This is a genomic window from Burkholderia sp. BKH01, from assembly GCF_025685725.1.
In the GTDB taxonomy this organism is placed as follows: domain Bacteria; phylum Pseudomonadota; class Gammaproteobacteria; order Burkholderiales; family Burkholderiaceae; genus Burkholderia; species Burkholderia pyrrocinia_C.
In genome coordinates, this window is record NZ_JAOTQT010000009.1 from 120,821 (window position 1) to 132,822 (window position 12,002).

A 12,002-nucleotide genomic window follows, 5' to 3' on the forward strand; every position below is an offset into this window, starting at 1 on the left:
TGCTGCGGGATTGCGGAAAACCGCCAGTTTACCGGACTCGGATGACGGCCCGCGTTTTTCGGCGCGCGGTGCGCCGCGCGTTCAGGGTGCGCCTGCCGCGGGCGCGTTGTCCGCCGGTTGCGTGTCGGGGAAGTATTTGTCGAGCAACGCCTGCGCGATCGCGTCGCTTTCGGCGTCCGGATTGCCCGCATAGTCGGACGGCCGGAAATGCATCTGGAACGCTGCGAATACGCGCCGCGTGCGTGTGTCGAGCACGCCGTCGGTCGGCACGTCGTAGCCGTAGCGCGCGAGCTTGAGCTGCAGTTCGCGCACGTCGACCAGTGCGTGCGGATCGCGACCGCCGAGCCGTGCGGCCACGGTCGCTTCGTCCGGCCACGCGCCGACGCCGGCCTGCGCAAGCGCATGCCACGGGAACAGCGGCCCGGGATCGATCTTGCGTTGCGGCGCGATGTCGCTGTGCCCGACCACGCGCGTCGGCGGGATCGCATAGCGCGCGACGATGTCCTTCGACAGGCGGATCAGTGCATCGACCTGTTCAGGGGGATACGGCTGCCAGGTGCGATTCTGCGGATCGAGCGGGCCGCGGTTCACGTTCTCGATGCCGATCGACGCCGCGTTCAGCTCGGTCGTGCCCTGCCACTCGCTGACGCCCGCGTGCCATGCGCGCTTCGATTCCGGAACGAGCTGGTACACGACGGGCATCCCGTGTTCGACGCGCGGCTGCGGCGGCACGACGTAATGCACACTGACCGAATCGCCCGTCAGCGTGCGCAGCGACTTCGCTTCGTCGCTTTCGGTGTAATGCATCACGAGAAAGCGGATCCGCGAATCGGCACCGCGCGCGTACAGGCTCGTGTCGGCGTAGTAGGTGCCGCGCTCGACGAGCGACGGCGACGTGCAGGCAGCCAGCAGGCATAGCACGGCGCATGATGCGCCGAGGCGAAACAGGGTCATCGGTCGCGAGTTCCGGAGAACCGCGTGCCGCGTCGCATCGCGGCACGCGTCGTTCGGGTCGTCCCAGTCCCGCGCACGTCGCGCGAGACCGGCTGCGTCAGCCCTTCACGCGCCGCTGGCGTACGGCTTCGTAAAGACACACGCCGCTTGCGACCGACACGTTCAGGCTTTCCACGCTGCCGGCCATCGGGATGCTCATCACTTCGTCGCAGGTGTCGCGCGTGAGCCGGCGCATGCCTTCGCCTTCCGCGCCCATCACGAGCGCGACGGGGCCGTCGAGCTTCGTATCGTAGAGCGTCGCCGACGCCTCGTCGGACGTGCCGATGATCCATACGCCGGCTTCCTTCAGCTCGCGCAGCGCGCGTGCGAGGTTCGTCACCGTGATGTACGGCACCGTATCGGCCGCGCCGCTCGCCACCTTGGCCGCGGTCGCGTTCAGGCCGACCGCACGGTCGCGCGGCGCGATCACCGCGTGCGCGCCGGCCGAATCGGCAACGCGCAGGCACGCGCCGAGGTTGTGCGGATCGGTGACGCCGTCGAGCACGAGCAGCAGCGCGGGGCCCTGGATGCCGTCGAGCAGCTCGGACAGGTTCTGCGCGAGGGGCACGTCCTCGACGCGCGCGACGACGCCCTGGTGACGCTCGGTATGGGCGAGACCCCACAGGCGCGTTTCGTCGGCCGCGATCAGCCGCACGCCCGCTTCCTTCGCGGTGTGCAGGAAGTCCTGCATGCGGCGGTCGCGGCGCGTCTGGTCGTACAGCACCTCCGCAACCGTCGATGCATCGTGCCGCAAACGTGCGGTCACCGCATGAAAACCGTAAAGAACCTTCAGACGTGACATGACTGGAACAACCTTCGATCAAACGTGCGGCCGCGCGACGCGCGCAGCCGCGATCCATGGAAAAGGAAAGCGCCGCGTTGCCGGCCGATGGCCGATGACGCGGCGTCTCTCGATACTGCAGGGCGTGCGCTTGCGCCGCCCCGAACGCTCAATACTTCTTGCGGGCGCGCGGCTTCTTCGCGGTCGGCTTCGCCGTCGCACCGCCGCCACCGCCGCCACCGCCGCTCTTCTTCTTCGCGGCTGCACGTGCGGCACGCGCTTCCTTCACCGCAACGCTCGGCGCGCTCGCTGCCTGTTTGCGGCGCGGCGTGAGCTCCTCCACCTGCGGCAGCGCGCGCACGCGCGGGCCGTTGCGATCGGCACCGGCACCTGCGGCAGCCGGCGCGGGCGACGGGCGCGGCGCCTTCACCGGCGTATCGCGCACGAGGCGGAAATCGATCTTGCGCGCGTCGAGATCGACGCGGCTCACCTGCACCCGCACGCGGTCCGACAGGCGATAGCGGATGCCCGTCCGTTCGCCGCGCAGCTCGTTCTTGATCTCGTCGTACTGGAAGTAGTCCGAGCCGAGTTCCGTGACGTGCACGAGACCTTCGATAAACAGCGTGTCGAGCTGCACGAAGATGCCGAACGACGTGACGCCGTTCACCATCCCGCCGTACTCCTCGCCGAGCTTGTCGCGCATGAAATAGCACTTGAGCCATGCCTCGACGTCGCGCGACGCTTCGTCCGCACGCCGCTCGTTCGCCGAGCAGTGCAGGCCGAGCTCTTCCCAGATCGCCGTGTTCGAGCGCGAGCGATTGCGCGCTTCGTCGTCGGCCTGCTGCATCGCGCGGGCGCGCGGCGACAGCGCGGTGTTCAGCTCGAAGCCCTCCGGCGCCTTCGGCGCATACTTCTTGCCGGACAGGATCGAGTAGATCGCGCGGTGCGTGAGCAGGTCGGGATAACGACGGATCGGGCTCGTGAAGTGCGCATACGCCTCGTACGCGAGACCGAAGTGGCCGATGTTGTCCGGGCTGTAGACGGCCTGCTGCATCGAGCGCAACAGCATCGGCTGCAGCATCTGCGCGTCGGGCCGGTCGCGGATCTGCGCCATCAGCGCCGCGTAGTCGCTTGCATGCGGCTTCTCGCCGCCGCCGAGCGACAGGCCCATGCCGCGCAGGAACGCGCGCAGGTTCTCGAGCTTCTCCGGCGTCGGCCCCGCGTGCACGCGGTACAGGCCCGGATGCTTGTTGCGCTTCAGGAAGTCGGCCGCGCAGACGTTCGCGGCCAGCATGCATTCCTCGATCAGCTTGTGCGCATCGTTGCGCTGGCGCGGCACGATCTGCTCGATCTTGCCCTGCGAGTTGCAGACGATGTAGGTCTCGGTCGTGTCGAAATCGATCGCGCCGCGCTTCTGCCGTGCGGCGAACAGCGACTTGTAGACGCCATACAGGTTCTGCAGGTGCGGCAGCAGGTCCGCGCGGCGCGCGGCCTCCGGCCCCTTCGTGTTCGACAGCACGGCCGCCACTTCGGTGTACGTGAGGCGCGCAGCCGAGTGGATCACGGCCGGATAGAACTGGTACGCCTTGATCTCGCCGCGCGCGGTGATCACCATGTCGCATACGAGCACACAGCGGTCGACCTGCGGGTTCAGCGAGCACAGGCCGTTCGACAGCTTCTCCGGCAGCATCGGGATCACGCGGCGCGGGAAATAGACCGACGTGCTGCGCTCGAGGGCGTCGGTATCGAGCCCGTTGCCAGGCTGTACGTAGTGCGACACATCGGCGATCGCGACGATCAGCCGGAAGCCGTCGCCGCGACCGACCTTGACCGGCTCGCAGTAGACGGCGTCGTCGAAGTCGCGTGCGTCCTCGCCGTCGATCGTCACGAGCGGCACGTCGCGCAGGTCGACGCGGAAACGCAGGTCGGTCGGCCGTACCTTGTCGGGCAGCGCGGCGGCTTCGTCGAGCGCCGGCTGGCTGAATTCATGCGGCACACCGTACTTGCGCACCGCGATCTCGATTTCCATGCCCGGATCGTCGATATCGCCGAGCACTTCGACGACACGGCCGAGCGGCTGCGAATGTCGGCTCGGGAAATCGGTCAGCTCGACGACGACGACCTGCCCGACCTTCGCCTTCTTCACGTTCTGCGTGATCAGGATGTCGTGGCCGATGCGCTTGTCTTCCGGCGCGACGATCAGCGCACCGTTCTCGTTGAGCAGGCGGCCGATCACGCGCTTGTTCGCGCGCTCGGTGACTTCGACGACATGCCCTTCCGGCCGGCCGCGGCGGTCGTAGCCGACGATCCGCGCGAGCACGCGATCGTTGTGCATCACCTTCTGCATTTCGCCGTTCGGCAAAAACAGGTCGTCCTGGCCGTCGTCGCGGATCACGAACCCGTAGCCGTCGCGATGCCCCTGCACGCGCCCGGCGACGAAATTCGACGGATGGGTCAACTGGTAGTGGCCGCGCTTGTCGAGGCGAATCTGGCCGTCGCGCTCCATCGCGGCGACACGCCGGAAGAATCCCTCGCGCTCCTGACGCTTGATCGACAATGCTTCGGCGATGTCGTTGGCAGCCAGCGGCGCATCGCTCGTACGCAGCACGCCGAGAATTTCTTCACGGCTCGGAATGGGGTACGGATATTTGCTCAAGGGTTTGTCGATGATTGTTCTCGTTGCGTTGACTGATGTGCACGGCATCAACATAGAGGTGTCCGTCAGACAGTTCTATATTGACGGCGGCGGGTCATTCTATCACCCGCCTGTGTCGCCAAATGACGGGAATGCCGCGGGCAGGCGCGACGGCGGCCGGTTTGCGATGCATCGCAAAAAAGTGTTGACACGAATAATTGGGGCGCTATAATTTCCCTTCTTTGCAGCAAGCAGCTACTGCAAAACGTGCCCAGGTGGCGGAATTGGTAGACGCACTAGGTTCAGGTCCTAGCGGTGGCAACACCGTGGAGGTTCGAGTCCTCTCCTGGGCACCATCTGTTTTCTAAAAAGGTCGGCTTCTAGCCGGCCTTTTTTCATTTCCGGCCCAGGAAACAAGGCGGCGATTTACTCGCCGCTGAACTTGCGCGGCAACCGGCACAGCTCGTCGAATTCGACCTTCGTGAATTTCCGCATGCGTGCATCGAGCACCTTCGATGCGATCTCCGGAATCCGCGCAACGACCGCCGGCCCCGCTTCCGCCGGCGCGAGGTTCACGATCCGCCGATCGCTCACGCCGCGCGAACGCTCGACGAGCCCCTTGCCCTCCAGATTGTCGAGCAGGCGCGCCATCAACCCCGCGCCAACCCCGAACAACTTCGACAACTCGAAAGGCGTCGTCGCGCCGTCGATCCGCATCAACAGCAGGACTTATATGCCCTCCGGTCGGATCGATAGAAGAATTTATCGGTTATCGCCTGCCCTCCCCGTTGGTACGTTAGCCGGCCCGCTTCATTGCAACGAACCCAACGAGGAGCACGATTCATGACGTCGATGAACCGCCGCGCGTTCGCACGCGCGATGCTGGCCGCAGGCTTCACTGCGGCGGGCGTCCGAACGCACGCCGAGACCACGCCTGCCGCGCTGCGCATCGGCTACCAGAAATCGTCGACGCTCATCACGCTGCTCAAGACGCGCGGCACGCTCGAGCAAGCGCTTGCACCGCTCGGCCTGCGGGTGTCGTGGCACGAATTCGCGAGCGGGCTGCCGCTGACCGAAGCGCTCAACGTCGGCGCCATCGATTTCAGCGCCGACGTCGCGGACACGGTCCCGGTCTTCGCGCAGGCCGCGCATGCGCGTTTCGTGTACGTCGCGCAGGAAGCGCCGTCGCCGAAGGCACAGGCGATCGTCGTCAAGCGGGACAGCGCCCTGCGCACGCTCGCCGATCTCAAGGGCAAGCGCATCGCGGTCACGAAGGCGGCCGGCAGCCACTACCTGCTGCTTGCCGCGCTCGCCCGCGTGAAGCTCACGCCCGCCGATGCTGCGATCCACTATCTGACGCCCGCGGACGGCCGCGCGGCATTCGAGCGCGGCAGCGTGGACGCATGGATCACGTGGGATCCGTATGTCGCGTCGGTCGACCGGAATCCCGACGTGCGGATTCTGGCCGACGGCGACGGACTCGCGTCGTACCAGCGCTACTACCTCGCATCGAGCAGTTTCGCCGCCGCGCGGCCCGACGTCGTCCAGATCCTGTTCGACCAGTTGTCGCAGGCCGGCACGTGGCTGCGCGATCACCAACAGGAGGCCGCGAATACACTCGCGCCGATCTGGGGGCTCGACGCGGCGACGATCGTGCGCGCGAACGCGCGACGCAGCTACCTCGTCCGCGCGGTGGTCGCGCAACACTTCGGCGAACAGCAGAAGATCGCCGACACGTTCTTCGCGGCCGGATTGCTGCCGGCACGCGTCGATACAGGCCAGGCGCAGCACTGGAATTTCGCGGCGAAACGCGCGGATCCGGTCGGTGCGTGAGACTCCGTCGCACAAGAGCTCAATATTTTTATCGAGTCGGATGAAATTGTGTTGACAGATTTCGAAGACACGCTAGAATAGCGGTCTTCGCATCGCAGCAAGCGAAACGTGCCCAGGTGGCGGAATTGGTAGACGCACTAGGTTCAGGTCCTAGCGGTGGCAACACCGTGGAGGTTCGAGTCCTCTCCTGGGCACCACTTATTTGAAAAGGTCGGCTTCTAGCCGGCCTTTTTTCATTTCCGGCCCGGAACACCGAACGAGATCCGGGCCGCGAATTCGAGACGTTCAACAAACGCAGCCGGCACGCGCCGAGCACGTCGAGCACGCATCGGCCTCGCCCATCCATCAGCCGGACAACCATCGAAACAGTGCCGCCCGGCCATCGACTTCAGGCACCGTTCCAGCGTTTCGCGGCAATCGCGACGCGCTCGCCCAGCACTTCGGCCGTCTTTCGATCGCTCTCGAGAATCGCATCGCCGCCCTCGTCCGCATTCGCCTGTGCCATCGCACCGAGGAACGACCCGAGCCGATTCAGATCGTTGACCGACCCCTTACTGTTGTTGTTGCCGGGCATCAGACCGAGGCTGACCCACAGCATCTGATGCTGGGCAGCGAAGACAGCCAGTTGCTGAAGTGTCGCCAGCTTGTCGCCGCTTTGCGAGGCCGATACCGTAAAGCCGGCCGCCAGCTTGTCTCGCCACTTGCCCCAATGCTTCGACGATGCGTCCATGAAGCCCTTGAACTGTGCGGACGCGCTGCCCATGTAGGTCGGCGAACCAAAGACGATCGCCTTGGCATCGCGCTCCAGGTACTCCCAGTGTTCGTCGATCGCGTCGACAGGGATCAGCTTGACCGACGCACCGTCGACTTTCTCGACACCACGAGCGACTGCGTCCGCAATGACGGCCGCATGGCCGTAGCCGCTATGAAAAACCACTGCGATTTCAGACATGAGGAACTCCTTGTCGCGGACAATTCCGCAAAAAACGTTACCGCGATAGTAACAGAAATGATCGTAATGCAACTATCTTCACCTGCATGTGTCGCGCGCCGCCATTGCGGCAGCCGACTACACGATGCGCGCGGCGCCGCCAAGCGAGCGGACAAAAGCGGCACAGAGCGGCGTCGCCTGCCTGTATTCGCGAGTCAGCGCGGCACGACAGGCACGCACCAACGATAATTTCTCCGGCGACAAACTGGAACCTGCGTCCAGGAAATTCGCGCGTTCCTCTCCGGCGGCAATCCTTCGCACCGGGATCGACCCGGCAGCGATACCCGGACACCGCGAATCCGGCACGCACCTCTTTCTCGTCCCGCTCAAAAGCCGCACAAAATCTGTTGACAGGCCGTTCGGGCACGCTATAATTGCGGTCTTTCGCATCGCAGCAAGCGAAACGTGCCCAGGTGGCGGAATTGGTAGACGCACTAGGTTCAGGTCCTAGCGGTGGCAACACCGTGGAGGTTCGAGTCCTCTCCTGGGCACCATCTGTTTTCTAAAAAGGTCGGCTTCTAGCCGGCCTTTTTTCATTTCCGGCCCCGCATCATTCACACCTTCCTGTTGATCCACACGGTGTGGCATCACCATCCCTTGCCATCTTCAAGACGGACAAATCGTCGTCCCTTCCACGGCGAGCGCCCGCCCGCCAAGCGAATTCCAAAGCGTTCGCCCCCCGGTTCTTCGACCCATCCCCATTTCCCGAGATCCGCCCTGCCACCCCTCATCCACGGCAAAAAACCGGGATTTCCCTAGGCTGACATGACGGCGCTCACGCGGTTAAATAAATCAACGTGATTTATTTAATGCGCCACCAGGCGGCGCAACATGGAAGGAGACGCCATGAGAAGCCCGCACATCGGCCAGGGGAGCAATTCGGCCAACGTGCGCCGTTACAACGAGCGCCTGCTGCTGAAGACGCTGCGCCGCGCCGGCAGCGCGTCCAAGGCCGACCTTGCGCGTCTCGCGAGCATGACGGGCACGGCGGTCGGCAGCATCATCTCGTCGCTCGCCGAAGCGAAGCTGATCGAATTCGCTGGTCGCACCGAAGGCCAGCGCGGCCAGCCGGCATCGCTGATCCGCCTCGACCCGCGCGGCGCGTTCGGCATCGGCGTCCATCTCGACCGGATGCGCATCGAGACGGCGCTCGTCAACTTCTCGGGCGACGTGCTCGGCCGCCGCTCGCACGACACGCTGCTGCCTCCGCCCGCCGACGTGCTCGAGATCGTGCGTCACGACATCGAAGCGATGCAGGCCCTGCTCCCCGACCACGAACGCGCCCGCCTGACCGGCATCGGCGTCGCTCAGCCTTACAACCTCGGCGCGTGGATGCGCGAACTCGGCCTCGCGCCCGACACGTTCCGCGCATGGGAAGACGTCGATTTCGCGAGCGACCTCGGTCGCGCGCTGTCGCTGCCCGTGTTCGGCGAAAACGACGGCAACGCGGCCGCGATCGCCGAGCTGTTCTACGGATACGGCCGGCAGTGCGACGACTTCGTCTACCTGTTCATCGGGCCGGCGATCGGCGGCGGCATCGCGATCGACGGCGACTGCCTGCGCGGCGTGACCGGCAATGCAGGCGACATCGCCGTGATTCCCGTGCCGCCGAGCCGGCTGGCATCCGCACCGCCGCCGCGCGGCCCGTGGGACATCTTGCTCGCGCGCGCCTCGCTGCACGCGCTCGTGCGCCATCTGCGCCATCACGGCGAGACGGTCGAAAACCGCGCGGATCTCGAAGCCTGCATTGCCCGCGGCCTGCCGGCCGTCGACGAATGGATCGACGACTGCGTCGACGCGCTCGCGCCGGCCTTGCGCGCGGTGCTGTGCGTGGTCGATGCGCCGGTAGTCGTGATCGACGCCGATACCGACGCGGGCCTGCTCGACGCGGTCACGACGCGCCTGCGCTCGGCACTGGTTGCCACCGCGCCCGAAGCGCGCGGCACGCCGACGCTCGTGCGCGGCACGTTCGGCGCCGACGCCGGCGCGATCGGCGCGGCCACGCTGCCGATGTTCTTCAACTTTTCCCCGCGGGCCGGCATCCTCAAGGGCGCCCGCACCGACTCGCAGGAGGTCAACCATGTCGCGGTCTGAGTCGCCCCGCCCGCTGCTCGAAATGCGCCGGATCAGCAAGACGTTCCCGGCCGTGCGCGCGCTGGACAATGTCAGCCTGACCGTCTATCCGGGCGAGATCCACTCGCTGATGGGTGAGAACGGCGCCGGCAAATCGACGCTGATGAAGATCCTGTCGGGCGCATACCGCGCCGACGCCGGCGGCGAGATCCTGATCGACGGCGAACGCATCGAGATCGACGGCCCGCTCGCCGCGCGCGATGCCGGTGTCGCGGTGATCTACCAGGAACTGTGCCTGTCGCCGAACCTGACCGTCGCGGAAAACATCTACGTCGGCCGCGAACTGCGGCGTGGCAACCGGCGCTGGGGCACGATCGACCGCGCGGCGATGGCGCGCGGCTGCCAGGACGTGCTCGCGCGCCTCGGCGCATCGTTCGGGCCCGAAACGCTCGTCGATACGCTGTCGATCGCCGAACAGCAGCTCGTCGAGATCGCGCGCGCCGTGCACACCCGCGCACGCATCCTCGTGATGGACGAGCCGACGACGCCGCTGTCGTCGCGAGAAACCGAGCACCTGTTCCGCCTGATCCGCCAGTTGCGCGAGGAAGGTCTCGCGATCATCTACATCAGCCACCGGATGGCGGAAATCTACGAACTGTCCGACCGCGTGTCGGTGCTGCGCGACGGCGCATACGTCGGCACGCTCGAACGCGAATCGCTGTCGGCCGAGCGTCTCGTCGCGATGATGGTCGGCCGCGACATCTCCGGCTTCTACAAGAAGGAACACGCGCCGTACGACCCCGGCCACCTGCTGATGTCGGTGCGCGACATCGCCGACGGCGCGCGCGTGCGCGGCTGCAGCCTCGACCTGCATGCCGGCGAGGTGCTCGGCATCGCCGGGCTCGTCGGCGCGGGCCGCACCGAACTCGCGCGGCTGATCTTCGGCGCCGAACCGCGCGTGCGCGGCGACGTGAAACTGGGCGACCGCACGTTCGGCGCGCACTCGCCGCGCGACGCTATCGACGCGGGCCTCGTCTACCTGACCGAAGACCGCAAGCGCCAGGGCCTGTTCCTCGACATGAGCGTGCGCGACAACATCAACATTTCCGTCTGCAGCCGCGATGCACGACTCGGCGCACTCGACCTCGCGCGCGGCGCCGAACGCGCGCGCGACGCGATTTCCTCGCTGTCGATCCGCGTACCCCACGCAAACGTCAACGTCGGCGCGCTGTCGGGCGGCAACCAGCAGAAAGTGCTGCTGTCGCGCCTGCTCGAAACGAAGCCGCGCGTGCTGATCCTCGACGAACCGACACGCGGCGTCGACATCGGCGCGAAATCCGAGATCTACCGGATCATCAACGAACTGGCCCGTGCCGGCGTGGGCGTGATCGTGATCTCGAGCGAGCTGCCGGAAATCATCGGCGTCGCCGACCGCGTGCTCGTGATGCGCGAAGGCGAGATCGCGGGCGAACTCGGCGGCCACACGCACACGCCCATTACGCAGGAAGCAATCATCGCGCTGGCCACCGGCTCGCAGGCCGAACTCGCCGACGCGCACTGAGCCGCGCTCCTTCACTTGACTCTTACATTCAGGCTACCGAAATGATCAACCCGACCAAACAGCGGAACCTCGCTTCCGCGACGGCCCATCCGGTGGGCGATCGTACTCCCCAGTTGCGCGTCGCCGATCATCGCGCACGCATGCAGTCGCTGATACGCACCGCCGGCATGCTGCCGGTGCTGCTGGTCCTGTGCGTCGGCTTCGGCTTCCTGACCAACGGCTTCTTCACGCTGCAGAACCTGTCGATCGTCACGCAGCAGGCGTCGATCAACATCGTGCTCGCCGCCGGCATGACCTTCGTGATCCTGACTGGCGGCATCGACCTGTCGGTCGGCTCGGTGCTCGCCGCCGCGGCCGTCGCCGCGCTGATCGCGTCGACCATTCCCGGCTGGGGCTGGCTCGGCGTGCCCTTCGCGCTCGTCGTCGGCCTCGTGTTCGGCGCGATCAATGGCGGGCTGATCTCGTTCCTGCGCCTGCCGCCGTTCATCGTCACGCTCGGTGCGATGACGGCCGTGCGCGGCGTCGCGCGCCTGATCGGCAACGACACGACCGTGTTCAATCCGCAGTTGCCGTTCGCGTTCATCGGCAACGGCACGATCCTCGGTGTGCCGTGGCTCGTCGTGATCGCGTGCGCGGTGATCGCGATCTCGTGGTTCATCCTGCGCCGCACGGTGCTCGGGATGCGGATCTATTCGGTCGGCGGCAATCCGGAAGCCGCACGCCTGTCGGGCATCAACGTGCGGGCGATCCAGATGTTCGTGTATGCGGCGTCGGGGCTGCTCGCGGGCCTCGGCGCGGTGATGTCGGCCGCGCGGCTCTATGCGGCCAACGGCCTGCAGCTCGGCCAGTCCTACGAACTCGACGCGATCGCCGCGGTGATCCTCGGCGGCACGAGCTTCGTCGGCGGCGTCGGCTCGATCGTCGGCACGCTGATCGGCGCGCTGATCATCGCAGTACTGACGAACGGACTCGTGCTGCTCGGCGTGTCCGACATCTGGCAATACATCATCAAGGGGCTCGTGATCATCGGCGCCGTCGCGCTCGATCGCTACCGCCAGCGCGATTCGGCGCGCACCTGACACCGTTCCCGTCCATTCAACCTTGCGGCGCAGGCAGGCACGCCTGCGCCCGTCTA

General features: G+C 66.2%; 9 protein-coding genes and 3 tRNA genes. 7 read left to right on the forward strand and 5 right to left on the reverse strand.

Translation table 11 applies throughout. The features are described from left to right. Window positions 1–81 precede the first annotated feature (81 nt). The 3 genes from OEJ37_RS16155 to rnr all read right to left on the reverse strand — a co-directional run bounded on the left by OEJ37_RS16155 (window position 82) and on the right by rnr (window position 4,430). Window positions 82–954: an N-acetylmuramoyl-L-alanine amidase gene (locus tag OEJ37_RS16155; protein ID WP_175920328.1), complete on the reverse strand. Its 873-nt coding sequence runs from the start codon at window positions 952–954 to the stop codon at window positions 82–84. A 97-nt stretch (window positions 955–1,051) separates the two neighbouring features. Continuing rightward, a complete protein-coding gene (gene rlmB, locus OEJ37_RS16160; protein ID WP_034184068.1) occupies window positions 1,052–1,795 on the reverse strand; it encodes a 23S rRNA (guanosine(2251)-2'-O)-methyltransferase RlmB in 744 nt (247 codons plus the stop codon). Window positions 1,796–1,943: 148 nt separating this feature from the next. Continuing rightward, window positions 1,944–4,430 (reverse strand): ribonuclease R, encoded by a 2,487-nt coding sequence (gene rnr / locus OEJ37_RS16165; RefSeq protein WP_175920327.1) that lies wholly within the window; start codon window positions 4,428–4,430, stop codon window positions 1,944–1,946. 248 nt (window positions 4,431–4,678) lie between these two features. On the opposite strand from rnr, the gene OEJ37_RS16170 reads away from it, so the two are divergent. Further along, window positions 4,679–4,765: transfer RNA gene (locus OEJ37_RS16170), tRNA-Leu, on the forward strand. Window positions 4,766–4,835: 70 nt separating this feature from the next. On the opposite strand, the gene OEJ37_RS16175 is transcribed toward OEJ37_RS16170, so the two are convergent. Beyond that, window positions 4,836–5,126 carry a MarR family winged helix-turn-helix transcriptional regulator gene (locus tag OEJ37_RS16175; protein ID WP_263344886.1) on the reverse strand — a complete coding sequence of 97 codons (291 nt, stop codon included), beginning with the start codon at window positions 5,124–5,126 and terminating at the stop codon, window positions 4,836–4,838. 126 nt (window positions 5,127–5,252) lie between these two features. On the opposite strand from OEJ37_RS16175, the gene OEJ37_RS16180 reads away from it, so the two are divergent. Next, window positions 5,253–6,242, forward strand: a complete 990-nt coding sequence (locus tag OEJ37_RS16180) for an aliphatic sulfonate ABC transporter substrate-binding protein (protein WP_175920325.1) — start codon at window positions 5,253–5,255, stop codon at window positions 6,240–6,242. A gap of 110 nt (window positions 6,243–6,352) precedes the next feature. Beyond that, a tRNA-Leu gene (locus OEJ37_RS16185) sits at window positions 6,353–6,439 on the forward strand. A gap of 191 nt (window positions 6,440–6,630) precedes the next feature. Here OEJ37_RS16185 and OEJ37_RS16190 read toward each other — a convergent pair. Next, window positions 6,631–7,194: a flavodoxin family protein gene (locus tag OEJ37_RS16190; RefSeq protein WP_174421459.1), complete on the reverse strand. Its 564-nt coding sequence runs from the start codon at window positions 7,192–7,194 to the stop codon at window positions 6,631–6,633. Between the two features lie 446 nt (window positions 7,195–7,640). On the opposite strand from OEJ37_RS16190, the gene OEJ37_RS16195 reads away from it, so the two are divergent. The 4 genes from OEJ37_RS16195 to OEJ37_RS16210 all read left to right on the forward strand — a co-directional run bounded on the left by OEJ37_RS16195 (window position 7,641) and on the right by OEJ37_RS16210 (window position 11,946). Next, a tRNA-Leu gene (locus OEJ37_RS16195) sits at window positions 7,641–7,727 on the forward strand. 352 nt (window positions 7,728–8,079) lie between these two features. After that, entirely contained in the window at window positions 8,080–9,327 is a 1,248-nt protein-coding gene (locus OEJ37_RS16200; RefSeq protein ID WP_174421445.1) for an ROK family protein, read from the forward strand. Continuing rightward, window positions 9,314–10,867: a sugar ABC transporter ATP-binding protein gene (locus OEJ37_RS16205; protein ID WP_263344838.1), complete on the forward strand. Its 1,554-nt coding sequence runs from the start codon at window positions 9,314–9,316 to the stop codon at window positions 10,865–10,867. The genes OEJ37_RS16200 and OEJ37_RS16205 overlap by 14 nt, the downstream gene beginning before the upstream one ends. 41 nt (window positions 10,868–10,908) lie before the next feature. Then, window positions 10,909–11,946, forward strand: coding sequence for an ABC transporter permease subunit (locus OEJ37_RS16210; protein ID WP_263344839.1), 1,038 nt, complete (start codon window positions 10,909–10,911; stop codon window positions 11,944–11,946). The last annotated feature ends 56 nt before the right edge of the window (window positions 11,947–12,002 follow it).